This is a genomic window from Paenarthrobacter sp. NPDC089322, assembly GCF_040684895.1.
Classification (GTDB): Bacteria; Actinomycetota; Actinomycetes; order Actinomycetales; family Micrococcaceae; genus Arthrobacter.
On record NZ_JBFBGW010000001.1, the window covers coordinates 210,857 to 235,322 of the forward strand.

At 63.9% G+C, this 24,466-nt stretch carries 21 protein-coding genes; 10 read left to right on the forward strand and 11 right to left on the reverse strand.

Annotation, left to right across the window (positions count from 1 at the left end; all coding sequences use genetic code 11):
- Positions 1-24: 24 nt before the first annotated feature.
- Positions 25-1,365 carry a cytochrome P450 gene (locus AB0N65_RS01000; RefSeq protein WP_364156439.1) on the forward strand — a complete coding sequence of 447 codons (1,341 nt, stop codon included), beginning with the start codon at positions 25-27 and terminating at the stop codon, positions 1,363-1,365.
- Positions 1,366-1,377: 12 nt separating this feature from the next.
- Here the strand turns inward: AB0N65_RS01000 and AB0N65_RS01005 are convergent, their stop codons facing one another.
- Complete coding sequence (locus AB0N65_RS01005; RefSeq protein WP_364156442.1) at positions 1,378-1,638, reverse strand: hypothetical protein; 261 nt, start codon at positions 1,636-1,638, stop codon at positions 1,378-1,380.
- A 28-nt stretch (positions 1,639-1,666) separates the two neighbouring features.
- The gene (locus AB0N65_RS01010) at positions 1,667-2,701 is read right to left on the reverse strand and encodes a M20/M25/M40 family metallo-hydrolase (protein WP_364156445.1); all 1,035 of its coding nucleotides are present in this window, start codon (positions 2,699-2,701) and stop codon (positions 1,667-1,669) included.
- Between the two features lie 98 nt (positions 2,702-2,799).
- Between AB0N65_RS01010 and AB0N65_RS01015 the strand changes: the two genes are divergently transcribed.
- Positions 2,800-4,272, forward strand: a complete 1,473-nt coding sequence (locus AB0N65_RS01015) for an ornithine decarboxylase (protein WP_364156448.1) — start codon at positions 2,800-2,802, stop codon at positions 4,270-4,272.
- A gap of 424 nt (positions 4,273-4,696) precedes the next feature.
- Positions 4,697-5,839 (forward strand): AI-2E family transporter, encoded by a 1,143-nt coding sequence (locus tag AB0N65_RS01020; RefSeq protein ID WP_364156451.1) that lies wholly within the window; start codon positions 4,697-4,699, stop codon positions 5,837-5,839.
- Positions 5,840-5,907: 68 nt separating this feature from the next.
- Here the strand turns inward: AB0N65_RS01020 and AB0N65_RS01025 are convergent, their stop codons facing one another.
- Positions 5,908-6,363: a DUF1801 domain-containing protein gene (locus tag AB0N65_RS01025; RefSeq protein ID WP_364156454.1), complete on the reverse strand. Its 456-nt coding sequence runs from the start codon at positions 6,361-6,363 to the stop codon at positions 5,908-5,910.
- 215 nt (positions 6,364-6,578) lie between these two features.
- Here AB0N65_RS01025 and AB0N65_RS01030 point away from each other — a divergent pair, with 215 nt between their 5' ends.
- Positions 6,579-8,291 carry a PHP domain-containing protein gene (locus AB0N65_RS01030; RefSeq protein WP_364156457.1) on the forward strand — a complete coding sequence of 571 codons (1,713 nt, stop codon included), beginning with the start codon at positions 6,579-6,581 and terminating at the stop codon, positions 8,289-8,291.
- Positions 8,292-8,315: 24 nt separating this feature from the next.
- Here AB0N65_RS01030 and AB0N65_RS01035 read toward each other — a convergent pair whose 3' ends face one another.
- The 7 genes from AB0N65_RS01035 to AB0N65_RS01065 all read right to left on the reverse strand — a co-directional run bounded on the left by AB0N65_RS01035 (position 8,316) and on the right by AB0N65_RS01065 (position 16,627).
- On the reverse strand, positions 8,316-8,549 hold the full coding sequence (locus AB0N65_RS01035) for a DUF6480 family protein (protein WP_364156459.1): 234 nt from the start codon (positions 8,547-8,549) through the stop codon (positions 8,316-8,318).
- A gap of 12 nt (positions 8,550-8,561) precedes the next feature.
- Positions 8,562-9,494, reverse strand: a complete 933-nt coding sequence (locus AB0N65_RS01040) for an ABC transporter substrate-binding protein (RefSeq protein ID WP_364156461.1) — start codon at positions 9,492-9,494, stop codon at positions 8,562-8,564.
- A gap of 175 nt (positions 9,495-9,669) precedes the next feature.
- Positions 9,670-11,208 carry an APC family permease gene (locus AB0N65_RS01045; RefSeq protein WP_364156464.1) on the reverse strand — a complete coding sequence of 513 codons (1,539 nt, stop codon included), beginning with the start codon at positions 11,206-11,208 and terminating at the stop codon, positions 9,670-9,672.
- A 29-nt stretch (positions 11,209-11,237) separates the two neighbouring features.
- Entirely contained in the window at positions 11,238-12,911 is a 1,674-nt protein-coding gene (locus AB0N65_RS01050) for an amidohydrolase (RefSeq protein ID WP_364156467.1), read from the reverse strand.
- A gap of 4 nt (positions 12,912-12,915) precedes the next feature.
- Positions 12,916-14,337, reverse strand: a complete 1,422-nt coding sequence (locus AB0N65_RS01055; protein WP_364156470.1) for a cytosine permease — start codon at positions 14,335-14,337, stop codon at positions 12,916-12,918.
- Positions 14,338-14,503: 166 nt separating this feature from the next.
- Positions 14,504-16,000, reverse strand: coding sequence for an aldehyde dehydrogenase (locus AB0N65_RS01060; protein ID WP_364156473.1), 1,497 nt, complete (start codon positions 15,998-16,000; stop codon positions 14,504-14,506).
- Between the two features lie 93 nt (positions 16,001-16,093).
- Positions 16,094-16,627 (reverse strand): hypothetical protein, encoded by a 534-nt coding sequence (locus AB0N65_RS01065; RefSeq protein ID WP_364156476.1) that lies wholly within the window; start codon positions 16,625-16,627, stop codon positions 16,094-16,096.
- A 97-nt stretch (positions 16,628-16,724) separates the two neighbouring features.
- Here AB0N65_RS01065 and AB0N65_RS01070 point away from each other — a divergent pair, with 97 nt between their 5' ends.
- Both AB0N65_RS01070 and AB0N65_RS01075 read left to right on the forward strand, forming a co-directional pair.
- The gene (locus AB0N65_RS01070) at positions 16,725-18,767 is read left to right on the forward strand and encodes a primary-amine oxidase (RefSeq protein WP_364156479.1); all 2,043 of its coding nucleotides are present in this window, start codon (positions 16,725-16,727) and stop codon (positions 18,765-18,767) included.
- 108 nt (positions 18,768-18,875) lie between these two features.
- A complete protein-coding gene (locus AB0N65_RS01075; protein WP_364156482.1) occupies positions 18,876-19,481 on the forward strand; it encodes a TetR/AcrR family transcriptional regulator in 606 nt (201 codons plus the stop codon).
- Between the two features lie 77 nt (positions 19,482-19,558).
- Here the strand turns inward: AB0N65_RS01075 and AB0N65_RS01080 are convergent, their stop codons facing one another.
- The gene (locus AB0N65_RS01080; protein WP_364156485.1) at positions 19,559-20,464 is read right to left on the reverse strand and encodes a LysR substrate-binding domain-containing protein; all 906 of its coding nucleotides are present in this window, start codon (positions 20,462-20,464) and stop codon (positions 19,559-19,561) included.
- A gap of 132 nt (positions 20,465-20,596) precedes the next feature.
- Here AB0N65_RS01080 and AB0N65_RS01085 point away from each other — a divergent pair, with 132 nt between their 5' ends.
- The 4 genes from AB0N65_RS01085 to AB0N65_RS01100 are packed head-to-tail and all read left to right on the forward strand — an operon-like array spanning position 20,597 to position 24,316.
- Entirely contained in the window at positions 20,597-21,019 is a 423-nt protein-coding gene (locus tag AB0N65_RS01085) for a RidA family protein (protein ID WP_364156995.1), read from the forward strand.
- Positions 21,016-21,687: a DUF1028 domain-containing protein gene (locus tag AB0N65_RS01090; RefSeq protein WP_364156488.1), complete on the forward strand. Its 672-nt coding sequence runs from the start codon at positions 21,016-21,018 to the stop codon at positions 21,685-21,687. Before AB0N65_RS01085 ends, AB0N65_RS01090 begins: the two co-directional genes overlap by 4 nt.
- Positions 21,677-22,861, forward strand: coding sequence for a M20 family metallopeptidase (locus AB0N65_RS01095; RefSeq protein WP_364156490.1), 1,185 nt, complete (start codon positions 21,677-21,679; stop codon positions 22,859-22,861). The genes AB0N65_RS01090 and AB0N65_RS01095 overlap by 11 nt, the downstream gene beginning before the upstream one ends.
- Positions 22,862-22,897: 36 nt before the next feature.
- Positions 22,898-24,316 carry an aspartate ammonia-lyase gene (locus tag AB0N65_RS01100; RefSeq protein WP_364156493.1) on the forward strand — a complete coding sequence of 473 codons (1,419 nt, stop codon included), beginning with the start codon at positions 22,898-22,900 and terminating at the stop codon, positions 24,314-24,316.
- Positions 24,317-24,466: the final 150 nt, after the last annotated feature.

Here is a 24,466-nt window from a genome sequence, read left to right on the forward strand (position 1 = left end):
GCATCAAATCAGTATGCTGAGGAAATGACCACGCATGCCGCACTCCCCACAGCTTCGGCGCTGGACAGCATCACTTTCCTCCTCGACGTTTTCGTGCCTACCGTGGCAAAAGGGCCCATCAAGAGACGTCCGCGCGTTGAGGAGTTGGCCGAACGTCTTCGGCTGGACGAACGGGCGCTTGCCCGGATGCGAAAGCTTGACCACAAGTACCCCCAGGGTCCCCTGCTCCTCCGCTTGCCGCTCCGCAACCAAGCCGTGGTGCTGCGACCATCGGAGCTCCACTTTGTCCTCCGGAACACGCCGGAGCCTTTCTCCCCCGCAAGCAGCGAAAAACGCGGCGCCCTGGCGCACTTTGAGCCCCGCAATGTGCTGATCTCCACCGGCCTGGAGCGGTCCGCCCGGCGTGCACTGCAGGAACAGGCGCTCGACACGGACAGCCCTGTACATCGTTTTTCCGGGCACTTCCTCCCCATCATCGCTGAGGAAACCGATGCTCTCCTCGCAGAAGTCCGGGCCGTCGGCCAACTGGATTGGAGCCGTTTCACGGCCGCCTGGCACCGCGCCGTCCGCCGCGTGGTTTTCGGCGACGGCGCCAGGGACGACGTTCAGTTGACGGACATGCTCGCCCGGCTCCGCAAGGACGCCAACTGGTCCGCCCTGAAGCCTGTAAGGAGCAGGACACGGGCGGCGTTCCTGGACCGGGTCCACCGGCGAATGCTGGCAGCCGGGCCCGGCAGCCTCGCGTATACGATGCGAGCCCACGAACCATCCGCGAACGCCGCGCCGACCGACCAGATCCCCCAGTGGCTTTTCGCGTTCGAGCCCGCAGGCATGGCCACTTTCCGCGCTTTGGCCGTTCTCTCCACCCACCCGGACGAGCAGCGCAAAGCCCGCCTTGAGATCGCCGGGGACACGTCAGACGGAAAGCACCTCCCCTACTTGCGCTCTTGCGTCCTGGAGTCCCTGCGGTTGTGGCCCACGACGCCGATGATCTTGCGGCAGTCGACCCAACAGGTTCAATGGCCCGACGGCGTGATGCCGCCCGGGTGCGGCGTGCTGGTCTTTGCGCCGTACTTCCATCGTGATGGCAGCCGCCTCCGGGAGGCCGACGCCTTCAACCCGGAGCTATGGCTGCGCGACGACCCGGAGGCCGTGGATGACTGGGGCCTCGTCCCCTTCAGTGAAGGGCCCGCACGCTGCCCCGGCCGCCAACTTGTGCTGCTCCTGACGAGCGCAATGCTGGCTCGCCTTTTAAAGGACCACGATTTTCAGCTCATGGACCCGCACCGCCTTGCACCTGAGCGACGGCTGCCGGGGAATCTGAATACGTTTTCGTTGGATTTCGAGGTGGTCGCGAGGCCTTGAGGTGACGGCGGTTTAGGTTTCGGTCCGCGCTTGGGTCGTCCGCGCTTGGGTCGTCTGTGCTTGGGTGGCCAGGAAGAGGGCTTCGGCCACGATGGCGTTGCGGAGTTCGCCGACGTGCACGGATTCGTTGGCTCCATGCGCCCGGGAATCCGGGTCCTCCGCGCCTGTGATCAGGATGGAGCACTGTGGGTGGGCTTCCCCGAGCGCGGCGACAAACGGTATGGAACCCCCGGCGCCCATGGTGACGGCCTTGGCACCCCATGCCGTTTCCAAGGACCAGAGCCCTGCGGCTATGACCGGGTCATTCGCAGTGGCAGTGAAGGGCTTGCTGCGGGCTGAACTTCACGGTCGCTTCCGGCAGCAGCGCGTTGGCTGCGGTCGCGATGGGTTGGGCGTCCAGGCCGATGAAGGACAGTGCAGGTTTGCTCCACAGCCGGGACGCCAAGGTTCCCGTGCCGGCTAGTCGTACTCCATCGGGCACTCCCGCGTCGGCCCTGAAGGTGTCTTCGTCGATGGCCAGGCCTGACGCGCGTGCCTCGACCAGCCCTTCCACCGCAACGGAGCCGTCGTCGTGGTGGAACGTAGCCATGAGCCGGGCCAGGGCGGTGAGCGCGTCCAGGACCGGCCCTCCAAAGGTTCCCGAATGCAGGGCGTGTTCCAGCACGCGAACGTGAAGGGTCCCGTCCACCAGTCCGCGGAGGCTGGTGGTCAGACCGGGAGTCCCCACTGTCCAGCTCCCGGAGTCCGCAACGATGGCCGCGTCGGCACGAAGTTCCTGTCCAAACTGATTGAAGAGGGCCGCCAGGTTCGGAGACCCGGATTCCTCTTCTCCTTCGATGAAGACCGTCAGGCCCAAACCGTGGCCGGGCCCCAGGACGCGATCCAACGCCCGGATGGCGGCCAAGTGCATGACGATTCCGGCTTTGTCGTCGGCAACGCCCCTCCCGAAGAGGCGCTCCCCCTTCACGACCGCGGAGAAGGGCTCTCTATCCCAGGCTTCCCGCGGGCCGCCCGGTTGTACGTCATGGTGGGCGTACAGCAGCACGGTGGATGACCCCTCGGCCGCGGGCCGGCTCGCGAGCACACCTGGGGAGCCCGCCACATCAGGGTTGACCGAGGGACGGATGATTGCCGGGCCGGGAAATCCGGAAGCCACCAACAGCTCGCGGACGATCTCCGTACCATGCTCCAGCGGCTGTTGGTCGTACTCGGGCCACGCCACTCCCGGCACGGCGACCAGCCGGGCAAGGATATCAAGGTGCTCACCGAGTTCTTGATCGACGGCCGCGGTGATCGCCTCAATGTTTGCCTGATGCAGCCTTGCCGGAAGCTCCATGTGCGGTTCACCTGGATTCTTGATGGGTACAGGGAAGAAGAGTTCAATGAAAGAAATTATAAGTCTACTTACTTTTAGAGCTCCCCGAGGAGGTCGTCATGGATCAGAATGAAGCGCCCCTGCTTGATGCCCTTGCCGAATACCACCGGCTCAATCGCTACGGCTTCACGCCTCCCGGGCATCGCCAAGGACGCGGTGCCGACTCCCTGGCGGTGGATGTGCTCGGCGCGGACACCTTTCGATCGGACGTGCTCTCGACCGCCGGCCTTGACGACCGAAAATCCTCCGCAGGCTATCTCAGCAGCGCGGAGGAACTCATGGCCGATGCAGTCGGTGCCGACAAGGCCTTCTTCTCCACGTGTGGCAGCTCCCTGTCCGTCAAGGCATCCATTCTGGCCGTCACCCGCGGAAGCGGCGACTTGCTGATAGGCCGCGACGCACATAAGTCAGTGGTGGCAGGCATCATCCTGTCCGGGCTGCAGCCACGATGGATTCGACCGCAATGGGACCGGGACCTCCATATTGCCCATCCCCCATCCCCTGACGAGGTGGAGAAGATGTGGCAGCGATACCCGGACGCCGCGGCGGCTCTCATCACCAGCCCGACGCCCTACGGAACCTGCGCCGACATCGAAAAGATCGCGGAAATCTGCCATTCGCGGGGCAAGCCGTTGATCATCGACGAAGCCTGGGGAGCCCACCTGCCGTTCCACGACCGCCTGCCCACGTGGGCCATGGACGCCGGAGCAGACATTTGCGTGGTGAGCGTCCACAAGATGGGCATGGGCTTTGAACAGGGTTCCATCTACCACCTCCAGGGCAATCTGGTGGACCCGGTCAGGCTCAGCCAGTGCGCGGACCTGCTGTCCACCACCAGTGCCAATGTCATGATCTACGCTGCCATTGACGGCTGGCGCCGGCAGATGGTCCGGGACGGCCATGAACTGTTGGACAAGGTGCTCAATCTCGCGGACGGCGTGCGCGGAGAGATCGACGACATGGACGGGTTGCACGTCCTTGGCAAGGAACTCATCCGCGCCGAAGCATCCCACGACTTCGATCCCCTGCATGTCCTCATCGATGTCGAGCAACTTGGAATCAGCGGCTATCAAGCGGCCGACTGGCTGCGCAGCAATTGCCTGGTCGATGTGGGGTTGAACGATCACCGAAGGATTGAAGCGACGCTCTCGCAGTCAGACGACGAAGAAAGCAGCGAGCGCCTCCTCGCAAGCCTTCGCCAACTGGTGGAGGCCGCCCCGGACATGCCGGCGCCCAAGCCGGTCCACCTGCCGACGCCCGAGGATCTGGAGATGGAAACCGTCATGCTTCCCCGCGATGCGTTTTTCGGTCCGGTGGAAAACGTCCCCATCGCGGAGGCTGCGGGCCGAATTGCCGCGGAGCAGATCACGCCCTACCCGCCTGGAGTGCCTGCCATCCTGCCCGGGGAGAAGATCAACGCAGCGGTCCTGAAGTACCTGCGCAGCGGCGCGGAAGCCGGCATGGTCCTCCCGGATCCTGCCGACCCCGCGATGGAAACGGTCCGGGTTGTAGCCCACCACCGTGATGAGTAACCCATCCGACTGAGCCCCTTTACTGCTTGGCGATAGTCGTTAGGCTGAAACCACGACGTCCGAGTTACCACCAAACCAGTGGACAAAAGGAGAGATCATGACGCTTCCTCCAACTCACGAACCTGAGCCCTTCCCGCCGGAGCCAGGCCCGGTGCAGCCGCCGCCCGATCCGACGACGCCTTTTCCGCCCAGCCCCATCCCGGACCCCAATCCGACGCCCGGACCATTACCGGTTCCCGATCCCGGGCCGGTTCCGCCGCCGCACCCGGATCCCACGCACAATCCCGATCAACCGCCCAGCTAGCTCCGACCCCCGCCGCTGAACGGTCCCCGCCGCTGAGCGGTTCCTGCCGCCAAAGGAAATAGTCAGTAGGCTTATGTTTGATCACCTCGGCTGTCCGATGCGAACGAACAGGAGCTTGACATGGCGCCACGTGAAGACACAACGGCAGTAGGCCTACGCAGGCAATACAAATACAAAGGCAACATCTGGGCCGACTCCCTGGGCCGGACCGCGATCCGCTCGGCCCAGGTCCTTCTGATCCTCACGGTGGCGGTTGTGGTTATCTATGCGCTGCTGCAGATCCGGCTACTCGTGATTCCGGTCCTTATTGCCTTGATTCTCGCCGCGGCGATCGGGCCTTTCGTGAATATGCTGCGCCGGCGCGGCTGGCGCGGCGGGCTCGCCACCGGCGTGGCCTTCCTTGCCCTGCTCGTCCTACTGGCCGGTGTCATCACCATCATCGTCGTGTCGGTGCGCAGCCAATGGGACGAGCTCATCGGCCAGGCAGCAGCAGGCCTGGACGAGCTTGAGAACTTCCTGCTCACCGGTCCCTTCCCCCTGGACCGTGAACAACTCGACCAAGCCAGGGCTTCGGTGGTGGAGTTCGCCCAGAGCAGCCAGGTGCGCTCGGGCGCGGTGACAGGCCTTTCCGTGGTGGCTGAGTTCCTGGCCGGAGCCAGCCTGATGATCGTCATCCTCTTCTTTTTCCTCAAGGACGGCGCGAAAATCTGGGATTTCTTCCTCCGGCCGTTCAAAGGCCCCCGGGAACAGAAGCTCCGCCGCGTCGGCAAGCGGACCATGGAAGTACTGGGCGGCTACGTCCGCGGCACAGCCGTCGTTGCGCTGGTGGACACAGTGGCCATTGGCGCTGTCCTCCTCATTCTGCAGGTTCCGCTCGCCATTCCCTTGGCCATCATCGTCTTCATCGGCGCCTTCATTCCGCTTGTTGGCGCAACAGTTGCCGGTGTATTGGCGGCCTTGGTCGCCTTGGTGGCCAACGGGCCCATCGTGGCCTTGATTGTGGTGGCCGTCGTGATCGCCGTGAATCAACTGGAGGGCGACCTCCTCCAACCGATCGTCATGGGCAAGTCCCTGCAATTGCACGCCCTTGTGATCTTGATGGCGTTGACGGCCGGAACCATCCTCGCCGGAATCATCGGCGCGGTTCTAGCAGTACCGCTGGCAGCAGTCGCGTGGGCCATTGTCCAGGTGTGGACAGCCGAGGATCCGGACCTCGAGCCCATGAATCCGGACCTGCCGCCGCCCAACAGCCAGCCCACCTAGAACTTGAAGCCCGACGGCGGTGCGTTGCCTCGCGTAGGCAACGCACCGCCGTCGAACGTTCCAGGAAGTCAGGCGATTGCCTTCTTCAGGAGGTGGATAATCCGCGCCTCGGCCTCGGGCGTGAGTTCCGTGAGGGCGAAGGACGTAGGCCACATGGTGCCGTCGTCGAGGTTCGCGTTCTCTTCGAAACCGAGCGTGGCGTACCGGGCCTTGAACTTGTGCGAACTCTGGAAGAAGAGGATGTTCTTGCCGTTCCGGGCGTAGGCGGGCATGCCGTACCAGGTTTTCGGAGCGAGTTCCGGCGCGTATTCCTTCACGATTGCGTGGATGCGCTCGGCCATGGCGCGGTCAGCGTCGGGCATTTCGGCGATTTTGGCGAGAACGTCGGCCTCGCCGTCCGCCTTGGAGGTCTTCTTGCGGCTGGTTTTCTTCAGCTCCTGGGCCCGTTCCTTCATCGCAGCGCGTTCATCATCCGTGAATCCGTCGTAGGACTTGGTCTTAGCGGTGGTTTCAGTTTCAGCCATGGCAGGCCCCTCTCGCTGCTGGATATTTTGCGGATGCTCCAACGATAGGACGCCGCCGCTGCGCAGGGCTTCTCCGATTCTGCTCGATGGTTCCAGGCCGGAACCCCGGGCGACGTGCCGCCTCACCCAATCGTTCCCGCACGGTTAACCTCCCTGCCATTCCGCTTCCCTACGGTGGTCCGGCTGGGGGATCGATATCTATAAAGGGAGGCGCCATGTGCACCGGAGAAGACACCACGAGCACCCACAGCCAAAGCGTGAAGCTGGCTGACGCTGAGCTGAAGACCATGGGTTTGAGTCGGCGACGCATCCTGCAGTCAGCCGGCATCCTCGCCGCAGGCACAGCAACTTCAGCAGCAATGGCGCGGCCCGCAGTGGCCAACCCGGGTGGCAACGACCCGCAACTCTCATGGCTCGTTGGGGACCACCACGTTCACACCCAGTACAGCCATGATGCGAAGTACCTGATCAAGCAGCAACTGGACGCGGCCCGTTCCTACGGGGTGGATTGGCTCGCGCTGACGGAACACAGCAACTTCGGCCACGCCAACAACGGCGGTGCCGTGAACTCGAACAAGGAGATCCAGGCGCAGCGCGCCGCGCGCCCGGATCTCCTGATTTTCCAAGGGCTTGAGTGGTACATCCCGGGCGCAGAACACGCAACCGTGCTCGTGGCCCCCGGGCCCAATGAAGTGAACCTCCTGCGGACCTTTGAACTCGTGTGGGATGGGAAGCTGAACCAGTGGGAAAAGCCGACGCCCGGAACAGCCCAGGTTGAGACCTTCGAGCGCAAGGCAGTGGAAGCCATTGCCTGGCTCGCCCAGCAGCGGAACACCGGCTACATCGACGACGTCGTGGCCCTCGCCAACCATCCGATGCGCCTTGGCATTGATTCACCCCATGAACTCCGGGCCTGGCGCGATGCCGCCCGCGAGATCATGATCGGCATGGAAGGCGCGCCGGGGGCACAGGGCTCGGGCGTCAGCACCTTTGCGCGGGCCGGCGATCAGCGCGGCGAATACACCAACAACCCCACCCAGTACAGCTTCCCCGGCTACCCTGCCGACGCGTTCCGCCCCTACGGCGGCTTCGACTGGGCCACGGCCACGGTGGGCGGGGTATGGGATTCCATGCTGGCTGAGGGATTGCCGTTCTGGATCACGTCCAACTCCGACAACCACCTGACGGTCAAAGACACGTGGAAGACCGGCCCTTACCCTGCTGAGGAGCCCTACCTCAGCCTGCCCAACGAGTTCGACCGCTGGTCCGTCACCGGCAAGCGCCCCGACCCGTTCAACACCGGCGAACTCCAAGGCGGCAGCGACTACTGGCCGGGGCAGTTCAGCCGCCTGCACACGGGCGTCACGGAACACTCATACACCGGCGTGCTCGAAGCTATGCGAAACGGCCGTATGTGGGTTGACCACGGACACCTGCTACAGGGCTTGGAGGTGCGTGTCCGCGAGCAGCGCGGCGACGGCAACGGCCGTAACGGCGTCACCTTGGGTTCGCGACTCAGCGTCAGGCGAGGCGCCGACGTCGAAATTTCCATCAGCATTACGACGACGGGCTACCGCAACTTCGCGGGCATCCTCCCCAAGCTGGCACACGTGGACGTCATCGGCGGCCCGGTCACCGGAGCGGCTGCTGATCGCGATGCCCTGCGCGCGCCCGAAACGAAGGTGTGGGAGCAGATTGACGTGTCGGGCCGGACCGGAACGTTCACGGTAAAACACGTCATCAAGGACGTCCAGGAATCCTGCTACTTCCGGCTCCGCGGCAGCGACGGCAACCGTCACGGGGCAGGCTACTACGGTGCGTCCGTGGACCCGGCAGGCCCGATCCGCCACGGCAACAACCTGGGCGACGCCGATCCATGGGCCGACACGTGGTTCTACGCGAACCCGGTGTTCATTGACGTGTTGTAACTACGTCGCTCGCCCGTCGTGGTCCTAGTCAAAGAAGCCCACGATGTAGCCAACGAAGAACAGCAAGGACAGCAGGACGAAGACTGCGATGATCGCCATCCAGAGAACCTGGGTGCCTTTCCTCGGGCCGCCTTCGTCGTGCCCCTGCGGCCCGGCGGTGGAAGCTTCGCCCGGAGGAGTTTCCCCCGGAGGCACTCCCCCGCCGGGCTCCAGGCCCGTGATCTTGTCCTCGTAGGGGTCGGGATTGCTGCCTGACATGTTCACTCCCTGCTACTCGCGGATCTTCGCCTCGGTAATGGCTGATTCCCCCAACCCCCAGTATTCGAGCGACTTCTTGTACTCAGGGCCGTCAAGGACCGACTGAATGGCCTTCTGCAAAGCCGGCGTCAAGGCAGAGCCCTTCTTCAGGCCGATGGCGACAGTGGTGTTCGTGCGGGTGTCTACCCGTGGTTCCAAAACAGTGAAGGCGTTGGGCTGCTGGATCTGCGCCCAAGCCAATGCACCGGCGTCATAAAAGACACCGTCGACCCTTTTCGACGCCAACTGCGTGAGAGCGTCCTGCACATTTGGAAGGGTCACACCGTTGATGGCGGGTTTGCCTTGGGATGTGCACGTCCACTCGGACACGTTCGGCAGGTGTCTCAACTGCTGGGTGGAACCCTGGGTTACGGCAATATTCCTACCGCACAGCGTGTCGTTGCTCAGCTTGAGCGGATTGCCCGCGGCAACGGCCACGGACGAGCCGCCCTTGAGGTAATCGATCATATCGAGGACCTTGAGCCTCTCGGGAGTGGCGGCCATGGTGGTGGCGGTGAAGTCATAGCGGCCACCGTCAATGCCAGGGATGATCGTGTCAAATGCGGTGTTTTCGAATTTGAGTTTCAGCCCCAACTTCCTCGCAACAAGGCGGGCGATGTCCGGGTTAACGCCGATCGGAGTGACGTTGTCCTCGGCAAGGAACGTTGTGGGCGGACTGTGCAGGTCCATGGCAACAATCAGTTCACCTTTGTCCTTGTAGGACTGCGGCAACAGGTCCACCGCAGCCTGGTCGGGCTGGACGCCCTCTGAGATGTCAGCGGTGTTTTGTGTCTTCGGGATGTCTGTGGCCTGACCGCCGGTCGCAGGTCCGCTACAGGCGCTCAAGGCCAACAGGAGGGCCACCCCGACAGCAGTGGTTTGAATCTTTGCGATGGTCTTCTTCATGGCGCGTTCCTTCAAAGGCTCCGGCTGAAGTAACCCGGAGTGGCTGCAGTTCCGAACAGCAGCTTTCAAGAGTCAGGAAACGCCTACCTCCGGCGGTTGTCAACAAAGAAAGCGCAGGTCGCCCAAGGCTCCATCGGAACCCGGGCGACCTGCCGCCGTCGTGCTTTCCGTAGCGTTAGTCGTTGATCAGTTCAGCCGTCGCGTTCACGGGCGCCACGACGTCGCGGACCTTCTTGCCGCGCGCATAGCCAACAAGGCCCAGGGCAAGAATGCAGCCGAGCGTACCCAGCGCGAAGGCTTCGAATGTGAACTGGGAGACGCCCCAGGTTGCTTCGAAGTCGTACTCAAGGCCGAACAACACATCCAGGGTGCCCGGGAAGATGGCTACCCATGAGCCGATGAGGATCCACACGAAGCAAATGACGCCGAGGATGCGGAAGCCGGCATCGGAAACCGGGACCTTGAACGGCCGCTCAACACTCGGGTACTTGCTCCGTAGCCTGACCGCAGCCGGGATGGCGAAGAGGTAGCTCAGCAGGAACGTGGAGATGGCGATGGAGAGGACCACGCCGAACAGTGCACTGCTGGTGCCGCTGAGCTGCATTGCCGCGAGCATGAAGAGCGTGGCCACAATGCCGGAGAGCGTGTTGACGCGGATCGGCGTGCCCAGCTTCGGATGGAAGCGTCCAAAGAAGCCGCCGAAGAAGGAACCGTCGGCTGCCGCCATGGCCTGCATGCGGTCGCTGATGATCATCCACGCAGCGCCTTGGGAAACCAAGACAAAGCAGAACACAATGGCTGACACGGCCAGCATGGCCTCGGCCGCGGGTCCGAACACCGTGTACACGGTGGCGACGGCGCCGAACAACCCGCCAATGCCGGTGATCTGGTCGAGCGGGACCACCAACAGGATCGCCAAAACCGGGAGGAGGTAGCTTGCGGCCGCAATCATCGAGGAACGGGCCACGGAAATGGGAACGTCCTTCGCCGGGTTCTTCATCTCGCCCGCCGCACTGTTTCCGGATTCGAAGCCGAGGAACGAGAAGAGCAGCAGCGGAGTAACTCCGAGGAAGCCTGCCAGAGTGGGCGAGAAGAAGCCGAGGTCCAATCCGTTGAAGCCGTGCTGCAATCCGTAGACCAGTGTGACGATGATAAAGAAGGTCAGGAACACCACTTTGAGGATGGCCCCAAGCGAGGGCAACCATTTTCCGTGCTTCAGGCTGACAATGGCTGAGGTCACGGTGATCCAAATGAACAGCAGCTTGAAAATGTAGTCGCCCACGCTGCCGGCTTCCACATGGCCCACGTATTCGGACCAGGTTTCCACGGCCACGAATGCCATGGCACCGCCAACCCAGACGGGCTGTGTCACCCAGGTGAAGAGGGACGTGATGGCAGCAACCACGCGGCCAAACGCCATCTTCGTCCAGACGTAGACGCCGCCCTCTTCGGTGAAGGCGCCGCCGGTCTCTGCGAAAATGAGCCCGTAAGGCACCATGAAAGTAACGGCGAGGATGAGGGTCCAGGTAAAGGTCTCCCCGCCGAAGCCCGAAACCTGCCCCAGGACCTCCACCGAGATGACGGCGGCAACCACCAACAACAGGATGTCGAAGCGGCCGAGGGATTTCTGCAGATGCTTGCTTTGCTCCTGCGCTAATTGAGTTTGGGCTGATTGGGCTTGGGATGGGCGCGTTGGGGCTACTGGCTGATCCATGATCGATCCTTTGCTACGGCTTAAGTCTGCTATTGAGCAAGAACGGTGGGAAGTGCGACGTTGTGGGCGCGGCTGTAGACAGGCTTGCCGTCGGCGAAGGTGGACTCGACGCTGATGTCCCCCAGGGCTGTGGCTTCGACGGCAAACGGGTCCGCGTTGAGCACCACCAGGTCGGCCGCCATGCCCACGCGGATGGCACCACGTCCGCCGTCGAGCCGGTTGGCGCGCGCGGCCCCGGTGGTCTGGGCGGCGAGGGCAGCACCTAGGGTGATCGCCTCCGCGGGCAGCAGCGGCTCGGATTGTGAGCGGCGGTCGCGGGCGTGGGGGTCGCCCGATGGCGCGGTGCGGTTCACAGCGGTGTGAATGCCCCACATCGGGTCCGGGCTGGAGACGGGCCAGTCACTGCCGATGGCAAGTTCGACGCCGGCGCGGCGCAAAGTTTCGAAGGCAAAGTGCACTTGCTGGTGGGCTTCGTCCAGGTACGGCAGCTTGGTCTCCACCAGCACCGGATCCAGGCGCGCCCAGAGGGGTTGGATGTTGGCGATTGCTCCGGTGTCGGCAAACCGGGAGACGTCGGCCGGGTCCACGAGGTCCAGGTGCGCGATCTGATGGCGCGGGTCCCATCCCTCGCGTTCCGGCAACTGCAGCGCGGCGATGCAGTCGCGCACGGCTTGGTCACCCACGGCATGCAGGTGAAGGTCGAAACCCTCGGCATCCACCGCTCGAGTGATCCGGGCGAGCTCCTCCGGGGAGATCAGCGACATTCCCAGCTCATGGGGATGCCCCTGGTACGGCCTTGTCAGCGCGGCCGTGAGGTTTTCGCAGACACCGTCCACCATGACCTTGACCGCCGTGGCCCGGAAGCGACCCTGCGCCCGCTCCCTGCGGGCCTTGAACAGCTCGATCTGTTCAAGGCCACGGTCCCTCTGCCACCAGAGGGCGCCGGTCACTGCGGCCGTCAGCAACCCCTCTGATTCCAGGGCGAGGTAGTGCTCGAAGGAATCAGGCATTCCAAGGGCCTGGCCCACAGCTGCGTCCTGCCACGCGGTCACGCCGAGGGAATGCAGGTAGGTCTGGGCGGTCAGAAGGGCTCGGCGGATGTGCCGTTCGTCAGGTTCAGGAATCAGCGAGGAGACCAGGTCTGCAGCGTGCTCTATGAGCATTCCGGTGGCTTTCCCCGCACCATCCCGGGTAATGATGCCACCGTCCGGGTTGGGAGTGTTATCCGTGATTCCGGCGAGGTCCAGCGCCCGGGAATTTACCCAAGCACCGTGCCCGTCATGGCTGATCAGGAAGACCGGGCGGTCCGGAACCAGTTCATCCAGCAGCGAGCGGTGCGGGAATCCGCCGTCGAAAACGTCACCGTACCAACCCGCGCCTGCTATCCAGTCCGCAGCCGGGTTGGCCCTGGCAAAGTCGCCAATCACCGAGCGGTACTCGTCCAGCGAATGGACGCCTGAGAGGTCACAGCCGAGCATCTGCAACCTACCGGCGACGGGGTGGACGTGGGCATCCTGAAAACCTGGAAGCAAGGCTTTACCATCGAGGTCTACATGCTCGGTGGCCGGGCCCCTCCACTGTGCAGCATCGGCTCCGACAGCCACTATCCTGCCTCCGGCTACGGCCACCGCATCGCTGAGGGGCTGGGCGGGATCCATCGTGTGGACGGGCCCGCCGTGAAAAATCCAGTCTGCGTGGGTCATGTCATCACTTTCCAAGGAAATGGGGTTCGGCGGATCCGGTGTTGAGCCGCACAAGCGCCGGAGCGGCTTTGGCGATCACGATGTAGATGAGCGAGCTGACCCCGAGACCCACAAGCCAGGCGATGTCGATCCCGCCCATGGCCTCAGCCGCTGCACCCGTATAGAAGGGGGTGGCCATGAAGGGGATCTGGGCAAGGACGCCGATGGCGAAGACGATCAAGGAACCGGCGTTCCAGCGACCATAGCGCCCGCCGTCCGCCGCGTAGAACTCGTCCACGGCGTAGGAACCGTGCCGGATCACGTAGTAATCCACCAAATTCACGGCGGACCACGGGATCAACACGTAGAGGAGCACGCTCAGGAAGCTGAAGTAGGAGGACGCGAAGCTGGTAGCTGCGGCCAAGGCCAGGGTCACGCCCAGCACGTGCAGCACCACTGACGTCACCAAACGCGCCTTGACTGCGGGCCGCCAGCCGCTGAAGAACGTTTCCACCAGGGTCAGTGCGCAGAGGGCGCTGCAGTAGGCGTTCACGGAATTTCCGGCAGCTGCCACCAACGCGAACCCCACGAGGACGGCGGCACCAAGCCCGGGCCCGAGGATCCCGTGGAGGCCGGTCATAGTGTCCACTCCGGCCACGGCAGTTCCGACTCCTGCGCCAAGCACCATCAGCAGTGCACTGGAAAGCACGCAGCCCAGGTACGTTCCCCAAAACGCTCCCTTTGTCCCCGACTTTGCGGGCATGTAGCGGGAGTAGTCCGAAACGTAAGGCGCGTAGGTCAACTGCCAAACAATGCCGATGGCCACCATCGCCAGGAAGCCGGTCCAAGTGAACTCCCCATGGTTCAACTGTGCCCAAAAGTCACCCGTGGCAAGGAGCGCGACGAAGGACACCAGAACCAGCGCCCCCACCACGTACGCGCCAATGGCTGTCACCTTGCGGACCAGGTTGTAGCCGAAGGCCGCGATAACAAAGCTGAGGACTGCGCAGCCGATGATCATGGCCGTTCCGCTTGCGTCCGGCAACAGCGCAGTAATGGAATCGGACGAAACAATCAGGTTGGAGGAGAAGTACCCCACGAACATCAGGATCGCCACGAGGACAATCAGACTGGCACCCCGGGAGCCGAATTGCCCACGGGCCTGGAGCATCTGGGGGACGCCGAGCTGCGGACCCTGGGCTGCATGCAAAGCCATCCCAATGCCGCCGACGGCGTGTCCGATGAGGATCGCGATGATTGAGCTGACCATGGGAAGGCCCAGGAGCGTGGTGGCAGTGGCGCCGGTGACCACCGTGAGGGGAGTCATGTTCATGCCGAACCAGATGGTGAAGAGTTCCCGGGACCGCCCATGCCGCGCCTCGGCGGGGATCGGAGCGATGGACTCTTGTTCGATTTCGAAGATGCGGGAGCGGAGCATCGGTTTCATTGAGGTGTCCTTATGACGGTTGAAGATGCCGGCAGGCTGGTGGAATTCCCCACATTCCATCGGGTCGTGGACCCGGTCTGCTGTCAGGCTCAGCGTAGGCTTGTGAACTGCATCACGTAAAGTAGGGAATCCTGATGTGCTTCAACGGATTTTTTGATGCACCGGCTCAGCCGAACTGGATCCACGTGGTCTTCGGCGCCGTGTAGTTGTCGAAAGCGTGCAATGACAAATCGCGGCCGAACCCGGACTGCTTGAAACCCCCGAAGGGCGTGGTGTTCCCCAAGGCATCCACGGTGTTCACGGATACTGTTCCGGCCAGCAAGTCGCCCGCTACCCGGTGTGCCCGCGACAGGTCCGAGGTCCACACGGACGCTGCCAGGCCGTAGTCCGTATTGTTGGCAAGGAACACCGCTTCGTCCTCTGTGTCGAAAGCCTGCAGGACCGCGACGGGCCCGAAGATCTCCTCCCGGTGGACGTCGTGACCGGCCCCGAGGCCGCCGAGCAGCGTTGGCTCCAGATAGGCATCGGAGCCCCGGATTTCCCGCCGGTCACCACCGAAAAGTACCTCCCCTTCGGCGCGTCCACGCACGATCCAGCGTTCGACGTCGTCAGTGTGCGCCCGGCTGATCAACGCACCATTGCCGCCCAAACCCGCCAGAGGATCGGCAGGCCGGTAGTCCGCGGCAGCTTCAGCCAGCAACCCGGCGAACTCGTCATGAACCGCGCGCTGGACGAGGATCCGCGAGTTGGCCGAACACACCTGGCCCTGGTTATAGAAAGCCCCGAAGGCGGCCTTGGCCGCCGCCGTGGGCAGGTCCGCAGTGTCCGCAAAAACAATGTTGGAACTCTTGCCGCCGGCCTCAAGGCTGAGGCGCTTGAGGTTGCTGCGCCCCGAGGCTTCCAGCAGGGTCCGGGAAACGGCCGTGGAGCCGGTGAATGCCAACGCATCCACGTCCATGTGTCGCGCCAAGGCGGCGCCCACCTCCCGCCCGGTTCCAGTAACGATGTTGAGCACGCCATCAGGAAGCCCCGCTTCAACTGCCAACTCGGCAAGCCTCAAAATGCTCAATGAGGTCTGTTCGGCGGGCTTGAGTACCAACGTGTTACCGGCGGCGAGCGCAGGTGCCAGTTTCCAGACGGCGATCTCCAGGGGGAAGTTCCACGGCACGATTGCGGCAACGACGCCCAGGGGTTCGCGGGTGACCAGCGCTGTTGCACCGGGCGGGACAGCAGGCAGTTCGCCGCTTTGTTTGTCGGCCGCTTCCGCATACCAGCGCAGCGTGGAAATGGCTCCGGGTACGTCCACGGTGGTGGTTTGCAGGATTGGCTTGCCGCTGTCCAGGGTTTCCAGCAGCGCCAATTCATCGGCATGCCGTTCCATGAGGGCAGCCAACGCCAGGAGCACGCCCTTCCGCTTTTCGGCACCGAGACGGGACCAGGCCGGGAAGGCGCTCCGCGCAGCGGCAACGGCGGTATCGACGTCGGACGGCCCGCACGCTGACAGCGCAGTCAGCACGCGGCCATCGATGGGGCTGACGGTCGGACGCGTGAGTTGTTCATGCGCGGACGTTCGACGCCCCTCGATGAAGGCCCGTCCGTCAATCAACAGGGCATCGGCCCGGCCCTGCCAGTCGACGGAAAGAGACGTGGAAGTGGTGTTCATAGTGGCTCCTGGGGTTGCGGTTTGGTTCGTGTGGAGTTTCAGGTGTGGAGTTCAGCGCACTTGGCTTTAGGGCTCGCTGATATGTGGCGACGCTCAGCGCACGACGGCGGCACGGGCAGCCGCGGCTAGGGTTCCGGGCGGCTTGCCGCGGCTGAGGCGAAGCGCCGCTGACGCGGCCATGAGGCAGAGGAGTTCTACGGCAATGAGGGCGAGCATGGCGGAGTCGTGACCCGTGGACGCAGCGGTGCTTGCGCCCGGACTGCCGGCGGCGCCGGCACCGACGAAGTCATGGTGGCTTTCGAGGGTGTGGTTACCAGCGGCGGGACCGAGCAGCAGGGTGAGATGGACCAGGATCATGGCTGCGCTCATTGCCAACAAGTGTCCCGCTGCCCGCCCGGCGCACCAGCGCCCTGCAGCCATGGGGACGGCGCACGCCAGGCAGGCGGCACCCATGACGGCCATCAACCACGCCATCGCCCCTGGCCCTGTCATGGCCGCAGCAAGGTGCGCCGCAGTGCTTCCGGCAGCGGCCGCTCCGACCATGACCGCGGGGATCGCTGGGCCAGCGTCTGCCACAGCCCGGAGACGCCAAGGATTCCCCGGGCTGTGGCGGGTGGGCTGGTTCATGATTCTCCTTGGGGCTTTACGTCGAGCTTGTGAGGTGAGTAACATCAAAGCGTTGGTTGAACAGTTGTACCATCAAAAATCGACTTCAGGAAGAGCTATGACCCTTCAAACCACCCCCACAGCCCCCGCCCCGGAGTCCCCCGGAACAAAGCCGCAGGACGCACCTTGCAGGGGATCACACCACCAGGCAGCGCACCCATCCGGGCAGCAGGATCACGCCAAGGCCCACCCGCTGGAACAGCTAAAAGCAGGGGAAATCGAGCAGGCGCGCAGGATTCTGGCTGATGCCGGTCTCGTCACTGAGACCACACGCTTCGCCTACCTGGGCCTGGTGGAACCGTCAAAGACGGCCCTTCAGGAAGCCGAAGCGGACAACCGCCACGATGCCCTGCCCGTCGCCCGCGAGGTCCGGGCAATGCTCTGGGATGCAGCCCTGTCCCGGTCACTCGATGTCCGCTTGTCCTTGACCACAGGGCAGGTAACGGAACAGCGCGAGCTGGATCCCGCCGTCGACGGCCAACTGCCCGTACTCCTGGAAGAGTTCGGGATCATCGAGGACATCCTGGCCGGAGACCCGCAGTGGCAAGCCGCGCTGGAAAGCCGGGGACTTACGCCGGCCCAGGTGCGCGTCGCACCGCTGTCCGCAGGCGTGTTCGAGTACGAGAACGAAGAAGGCAAGCGCCTGCTCCGCGGCCTCGGTTTCCGCCAGGACCACCCCGCCGACCACCCATGGGCGCACCCGATCGACGGCCTTGTGGCTTTTGTTGACGTCGAAAACAAGCGGGTGGACCACTTGATCGACGACGGCCCCGTGGCCGTTCCGAGCGTCAACGGAAACTACACCGACCCGGCAATCCACGGTGAGCTCCGCACGGATCTCAAGCCGATCGAGATCACGCAACCCGAGGGGCCAAGCTTCACCCTCAAGGGAAACCACTTGACCTGGGCAGGCTGGGACCTGCGCGTTGGCTTCGATGCACGTGAAGGACTGGTCCTGCACCAGCTCCACCACACACACCAAGGCCGCCGTCGCCCGATCGTCCACCGCGCATCCATCTCCGAGATGGTGGTCCCCTACGGGGATCCGTCGCCGTACCGGAGCTGGCAGAACTACTTCGATTCCGGCGAGTACCTCGTGGGCAGGGACGCGAACTCGCTCAAATTCGGCTGCGACTGCCTGGGCGACATCACCTACCTGTCCCCCGTGGTGGCCGACGACTTCGGCAACCCCCGCACCATCCACAACGGCATCTGCATCCACGAGGAAGACGCGGGAATTCTGTGGAAGCACACCGACGAATGGGCCGGGTCCAACGAAGTCCGGCGCAACCGCCGCCTGGTGGTCTCCTTCTTCACTACCGTGGGTAACTACGACTACGGCTTCTACTGGTACCTGTACCTGGACGGCACCATCGAGTTTGAGGCCAAGGCCACGGGCATCGTGTTCACGGCAGCACTCCCGGATACTTCCTATGCGTACGCTTCAGAGATTGCGCCAGGCCTGGGGGCTCCCTACCACCAGCACCTTTTCAGCGCCCGGTTGGACATGATGATCGACGGCGACACCAACCGTGTGGAAGAACTGGACCTCGTCCGGCTCCCCAAGGGCCCCGGAAACCCCCATGGCAACGCCTTCACCCAAAAGCGCACCCTCCTGGCCCGTGAATCCGAGGCCGTACGCGATGCCGATGGAGCCAAGGGCAGAGTCTGGCACATCAGCAATCCGGAGTCCCTGAACCAGCTCGGGCACCCCGTGGGCTACACCCTCTACCCGGAGGGCAACCCCACGTTGGCCATGGCGGACGACTCCTCCATTGCTTCGCGCGCGGCATTCGCCAGGCACCACCTCTGGGTCACCCGGCACGACGAGAACGAAATGTACGCGGCGGGAGACTTCGTCAACCAACACCCGGGAGGCGCAGGGCTTCCGGCTTACGTTGCCCAGGACCGCGACATTGACGGCCAGGACCTGGTGGTGTGGCACTCCTTCGGGCTGACCCACTTCCCGCGGCCCGAGGACTGGCCGATCATGCCGGTGGACACCACGGGCTTCACCCTCAAGCCGCACGGTTTCTTCGACGAGAATCCCACACTGAATGTGCCGTCGGGTTCTTCGTCCGCGGACCACTGCGGACACTAGGCAAGGCCGTATCGCGAAGCCCTGCCATCGCGGGGACGCGCAGCGCCGTCCCCGCGATGGTAGGGTGCTCACGGTCCCGGCAAATGAACCCGCGAAAGAAGGAACAGCATGCCCCGCTTGGTCGATCACCAGGAACGGCGCCGTTCCATCATCGAGACCACGTGGCGGTTGATCGCGGACCAAGGCATTGAGAACGCCAGCATGCGGGACATCGCGAGGGAATGCGGCTACGCAGCCCCCGGCGTGTTGGCGCACTATTTTCCCAACAAGGACGCTTTGCTGCTGGCGTCCTACGAACTGATCTGCGAGCGCACCAACGAACGTATCGCTGCGGGTACGTCCGGCCGCCGTGGGCTCTCAGCATTGCGCAGCCTCTGCCTGGAGATCATCCCGGCCGACCCACTCACCGTGGTCGAAGCCCGCGTTGCGGTGTCCTTCTGGCAGCGGGCGCAGACGGAGGACGCGCTGCGCGCGGTCGGGCGGGATGCCCTGCTGCACTGGCGCGGACTCATGATGGACTTCCTCACCCAAGCGGAGCACGACGGCGAATGCGCACCTTTGGCGGATCCGGATGCGGTGGCCGATGAGCTGCTGAACGTCATGATGGGCCTGCATGTCACGTCGATGCTGGACCCGGACGCCGTCACGGGGTCCAGACAACGGCATCTCGTGGAGCGGGCGCTGGCGAGGCTCGCTGAGGCCCTGCGAGAGTGACACCTCCCAACGGACAATTCACCATCGCATTCCACGGTGAATTGTCCGTTGGACGATGAGGGATTCGCGCAGGTGGTTCACTTCCTCGCCGCAACGATTTGCTGCCGGACCGCTTGCGCTACCGCACGCACCCTGGCCGTGGGGCGATGGGACTTCAGATGCGCCAGGACTGTCTTCAGTTCCGGCACGTCGTCGCGGATTTCCACGGTTGCCAGCATCCCGCCGTCGTAGGTGAGCTGATGCTGGGGGCGCTGATGGAGGATGGAGTACCCCAGTCCACGAGCCACGAACGTGCGGACCGTCTCGTAGCTCGCTGAGCGGAATTTCACGTCCGCCTCGCGGCCACCCAAGCGGGCAATGGAGAGCATGAGGTCCCGCGTGTGTGGAAGGTCGAGCAGCACGAACGACTCCTTGCTCAACGCGGACAACGGAACCGCTTTGGAACGGGCGAGCTTGTGGTCCGGCGGAAGCGCCACGTAGGGCCGGACTGTGTCCACCACTGAACGGGCGAGCGCGTCCGGGAGGTCAAGGTCGTAGCACAACGCAAGGTCGGCCTGCCCCGTCAGCAAGGCACTGATGCAGCCGGAGGTATCCGTCTCGATGACCTCGATCTCAAGCGCGGGATGATCCTCCCGGAGCTTTGTCAGCACACCCGGGAGCAGGAAGGGTGCAAGGGTGCTGAAGCACGCTATCCGGATGCGCCCGGCGACACTCTGGTGCTCCCCGCGGGCATGGTCGATGCTCTCTTCAACCTGCGCCAGGATTGCTTGTGCATCGCGGACAAAAAGCTCACCGGCAGGAGTGAGCACCAGCCCCTTGGAGCGCTGCCTGATGAAGAACTGTGTGCCCACATGGCGTTCGAGTTGGGCGATGGCCGCCGAGACCGCCGATTGCGCGACGTTAAGGCGGAGGGCGGCCCCGGTCATGGACAACTGCGCGGCAGCCTCCACGAAGTACCGCAGTTGGGTCAGTGTCACGTCCATGCCATGAGAATACACAGCTGCATCAGAAAAGACGATGCAATCGTTCTAAAAGAACTGTTGGACAGATTCACGGCGTCCTTGGAAGCTGAGGGATACGACCATCAGCCACTCAGGACCGAAAGGCAGCGCACCTTGAAGCACCAGCGCATTCGCACGTTCAACACCAAAGACACGTACCCCGAGCAGAACCTCGATAACGATCTCTGCCAAGCCGTAGTCGCTAACGGCGTGGTCTATCTGCGGGGCCAAATCGGGCAGGACCTGGAGACGCGGGAATCCGTGGGCATCGGCGACGTCGAAGCCCAGACGGAGAAGGCCATGGCCAACATCGACATGTTGCTGAAGGAGGCCGGCAGCAGCCTCGAAGACATCGTCAAGGTGACTGTCTACCTCATCGACCCCCGTTACCGGGAAGCGGTCTACCGCACCATGGGCCGCTGGCTCAAGGGCGTTTACCCCGTATCCACCGGCATCGTGGTCCAAGCACTGGCACGGCCGGAGTGGCTGGTGGAGATCGACGCCACGGCAGTACTCTCCACGGAGGGACAGCAGTGACTTTCAGCATCGCAGCCACGGACGGCCACGGCAGGTTTGGCATCGCAGTGTCCTCCTCCTCCCCCGCCGTCGCAGCCCGCTGTGCACATCTTCGCGACGGCGTCGGTGCGGTCAGCTCGCAAAACATCACCGATCCCCGGCTCGGGCCGGCGCTCCTGGACCGACTCCAAGCCGGCTATTCCGCGCAGGAGGCGATCGACGCCGTCGTTCATGAATCACCCGCGGTGGACTACCGCCAACTGGTGGTCCTCGACGCCAGTGGAAGCTCTGCCGTCTTCAGCGGAGCGCACACCCTGGGAGTCTTCGGGGAAGGGCACGGCCTCACCAGTGTCGCCGCCGGGAATATGCTCGCTCATCCGGGCGTCGCCCAGGCCCTTTGCGAGGCGTTCGAGGCTTCCAGCGGGGAACTCGAAGAGCGGTTGATGGCTGCCCTTCGCGCCGCTGAGGACGCTGGTGGCGAGGCCGGCCCCGTGAAATCCGCCGGCATATCCGTAGTGTCCGGTCACGGATGGCGGGACACCGACCTGCGCGTTGACTGGCATGACGATCCCGTTGGGGAGCTTCAGCGCGTACTGGATATCTGGCTTCCGCAACGCGAGGACTATGTGGTCCGCGGGCTGGATCCGGCCGCGTCCGTGGGTTACGGGGTACCCGGCGATGCGCGCTGAGAACCAGGTGCTGGCGGACCCTACGGAAGACCACAAGCCGGCGGCACAGCGAAGCCGGGTACTCAAGGCTGTTTCCGTGCAGCAGGCGTCGCTGGTTGAGTTGTCCGAGACGCTTCACGCCAACCCTGAACTTGGCTGGGAAGAACACCGCGCCGCCGGATGGACCGGCGATTACCTGGAGGCCCGCGGCTTCGAGGTGGAACGCAGCTATCTGGGATTCCCGACGGCGATCCGCGCGGTTTTCGGTTCAGGGTCCCGTCGGGTGGGGCTCATGGCTGAGTACGACGCCCTTCCCGGGCTGGGGCATGCGTGCGGCCACAACATCATCACTGCCATCTCCTGCGGTGCTGCCGTGGCATTGGCCGCGTTCGCGAACGAGCGTGACCTGACAGTGGAGGTATACGGGACACCTGCGGAAGAAGGCGGCGGCGGAAAGATCGAGCTGCTCAAGAAGGGTGCCTTCCAGGGGCTGGACCTGGCCATGATGGCGCATCCGAGCCCGGTCGACTCCGCGGAAGCCCGCCCTTTCGCGGTGGCCCACAACCATGTGGAGTACACGGGAAAGTCGGCCCACGCCGCCGCCTACCCGGAGCAAGGCGTGAATGCCAATGACGCGTTCATCGTGGCCCAAGTTGCCTTGGGGCTCCTCAGGCAACAGCTTCCTCCGGGAACCCGCGTCCACGGCATCCAGACCCGTGGCGGCGAAGCCCCCAACGCGATCCCGGAGAAGACCGAAGGCCGCTGGTACGTGCGGGCCGAGTCCCTGGCTCAACTCGGGAAGCTGGAGGAGCGCGTGCAGCGTTGCTTCGAGGCGGGAGCCCTGGCCTCCGGTTGTGAGCTGTCGATAACCCCGGAATCGGAGCCCTATTCCGAGTTCCGCACGGAGCAGCGAGCGCTGGATTTGTACGTTAAGCACGCGCAGTCGCTTGGCCGGGATTTCAACGCTCCCCCGGAACAGGCCACGATGAACAGGGCTTCCACCGACATGGGCAACGTCTCGCAGCTCGTTCCCGCAATCCATCCCTATATAGGACTGGGCTGCTTCCCTGCGGCCAATCATCAGCCGGAATTCGCTGCCCACTGTGTTGGCGACGCCGCCAACCAGGCCATCCACGACGGCGCCGCCTCGTTGGCGCTGACAGCTTTGGACTTCTTCGCGGTCGATGCGGAGTAAGCGGGGTAATTTGTCTTACTGTTCAGGAAAAGGACCATGACACATCAAACTTCTTTTGCCGCTGCGGCTTCGCGGCGGGAACACGACAGCCTCGGGGACCGCGACGTCCCCGGGGCTGCTTATTGGGGCATCAGCACGCTACGGGCGGTGGAGAACTTCCCCGTTAGCGGACGAAGCATCGGAACCCTGCGATCCCTCATCCGGGCATTGGGTGCCATCAAGTGCGCTGCGGCGAGAGCCAACGAGAGCCTCGGCCTCCTCGAACCGGCCAAGTCCTCTGCGATACAGCAGGCGTCCCGAGAGGTCATGGACGGCCTATGGGATGACGAGTTCGTAGTGGATGCGATTCAGGGCGGCGCCGGGACCAGCACCAACATGAACACCAACGAGGTCATCGCCAACCGCGCCTTGGAGCTCATGGGGTGCGGCAAAGGCGACTACGCCGTGCTGCATCCCATCGACGACGTCAACCGGAGCCAATCCACCAACGACGTCTACCCCACGGCGATCAAGATTGCCCTGCACCTCGAGCTCGCCCGGCTACTTGACCAGCACGGCAAGCTCATCGAGGCATTCGAAACCAAGGCAAGCGAATTCGCCGGCGTCATCAAGGTCGGCCGCACCCAACTCCAGGACGCCGTACCCATGTCCTTGGGCCAGGAGTTCGGCGCCTTTGCGGAGACGTTGCGCGAGGACGGGCACCGGCTCCGGGAACTGCTGCCGCACCTGGCCGAATCCAACCTGGGCGCCACTGCGATCGGAACAGGGATCACAGCACCGGCCGGGTATCCGGAAACCGTGATCCGTGAGCTTAGCGCCATCACGGGCCTGCAGTTGGCCTCCGCGAGCAACCTTGTAGAGGCCACCAGCGATACCGGCGTCTTCATGCTGGTGTCCGGGGTGCTGAAGAGGGCGGCAGTGAAGCTGTCCAAGATCTGCAACGACCTCCGGCTCCTCTCCTCCGGTCCGCAGACGGGATTCGCTGAGATCTTCCTGCCGCCGGTACAGGCGGGGTCGTCCATCATGCCGGGCAAGGTCAATCCGGTCATCCCCGAGATGGTCAACCAAGTGGCGTTCCGCGTTGTCGGCGCCGATGCCACGGTGACCATGGCCGTGGAGGCCGGGCAACTCCAACTCAACGCGTTCGAGCCTGTGATCGTCGATTCCCTGATGGAGTCGATAGCCTGGCTGACTGTCGCCTGCCGCCAGCTCAGGACCCACTGCGTGGACGGCATCACTGCCAACACCGCGATGCTGCAGCAGCGCATGATCGAATCCATCAGCGTGGTCACCGGCCTGGCACCGTTGATTGGCTACGCAGCTGCCGCGGAGCTGGCCAAGGAAGCGCTGGCCACCGGACGTGGGATAGCCGAACTGGTGCTCGAACGCGGGCTCTTAGATCCGCAGGCGATGGAAGACGCCCTCTCCGCCAAGAGGCTCGCCGGGCTCGGCTGAGCACGGGCAGAGCCCGGTCGTCCAGGCTCCCCACCAACGGCTCGACGGCGGCACTCACCCGGGTGCCGCCGTCGAGCTTTTTTGGGGCAACGGCCTTTCGGGGCGACAACAAAGAGGACCATGCCGCCGTGGCATGGTCCTCTTTGGTGT

What these genes read in the sequence shown, in the direction of transcription:
- AB0N65_RS01000 (WP_364156439.1), top strand. Translation starts at nt 25, where the DNA reads ATGACCACGCATGCCGCACTCCCCACAGCTTCGGCGCTGGACAGCATC.
- AB0N65_RS01010 (WP_364156445.1), bottom strand. Translation starts at nt 2,701, where the DNA reads ATGGAGCTTCCGGCAAGGCTGCATCAGGCAAACATTGAGGCGATCACC.
- AB0N65_RS01015 (WP_364156448.1), top strand. Translation starts at nt 2,800, where the DNA reads ATGGATCAGAATGAAGCGCCCCTGCTTGATGCCCTTGCCGAATACCAC.
- AB0N65_RS01020 (WP_364156451.1), top strand. Translation starts at nt 4,697, where the DNA reads ATGGCGCCACGTGAAGACACAACGGCAGTAGGCCTACGCAGGCAATAC.
- AB0N65_RS01025 (WP_364156454.1), bottom strand. Translation starts at nt 6,363, where the DNA reads ATGGCTGAAACTGAAACCACCGCTAAGACCAAGTCCTACGACGGATTC.
- AB0N65_RS01030 (WP_364156457.1), top strand. Translation starts at nt 6,579, where the DNA reads ATGTGCACCGGAGAAGACACCACGAGCACCCACAGCCAAAGCGTGAAG.
- AB0N65_RS01035 (WP_364156459.1), bottom strand. Translation starts at nt 8,549, where the DNA reads ATGTCAGGCAGCAATCCCGACCCCTACGAGGACAAGATCACGGGCCTG.
- AB0N65_RS01040 (WP_364156461.1), bottom strand. Translation starts at nt 9,494, where the DNA reads ATGAAGAAGACCATCGCAAAGATTCAAACCACTGCTGTCGGGGTGGCC.
- AB0N65_RS01045 (WP_364156464.1), bottom strand. Translation starts at nt 11,208, where the DNA reads ATGGATCAGCCAGTAGCCCCAACGCGCCCATCCCAAGCCCAATCAGCC.
- AB0N65_RS01050 (WP_364156467.1), bottom strand. Translation starts at nt 12,911, where the DNA reads ATGACCCACGCAGACTGGATTTTTCACGGCGGGCCCGTCCACACGATG.
- AB0N65_RS01055 (WP_364156470.1), bottom strand. Translation starts at nt 14,337, where the DNA reads ATGAAACCGATGCTCCGCTCCCGCATCTTCGAAATCGAACAAGAGTCC.
- AB0N65_RS01060 (WP_364156473.1), bottom strand. Translation starts at nt 16,000, where the DNA reads ATGAACACCACTTCCACGTCTCTTTCCGTCGACTGGCAGGGCCGGGCC.
- AB0N65_RS01065 (WP_364156476.1), bottom strand. Translation starts at nt 16,627, where the DNA reads ATGAACCAGCCCACCCGCCACAGCCCGGGGAATCCTTGGCGTCTCCGG.
- AB0N65_RS01070 (WP_364156479.1), top strand. Translation starts at nt 16,725, where the DNA reads ATGACCCTTCAAACCACCCCCACAGCCCCCGCCCCGGAGTCCCCCGGA.
- AB0N65_RS01075 (WP_364156482.1), top strand. Translation starts at nt 18,876, where the DNA reads ATGCCCCGCTTGGTCGATCACCAGGAACGGCGCCGTTCCATCATCGAG.
- AB0N65_RS01080 (WP_364156485.1), bottom strand. Translation starts at nt 20,464, where the DNA reads ATGGACGTGACACTGACCCAACTGCGGTACTTCGTGGAGGCTGCCGCG.
- AB0N65_RS01095 (WP_364156490.1), top strand. Translation starts at nt 21,677, where the DNA reads ATGCGCGCTGAGAACCAGGTGCTGGCGGACCCTACGGAAGACCACAAG.
- AB0N65_RS01100 (WP_364156493.1), top strand. Translation starts at nt 22,898, where the DNA reads ATGACACATCAAACTTCTTTTGCCGCTGCGGCTTCGCGGCGGGAACAC.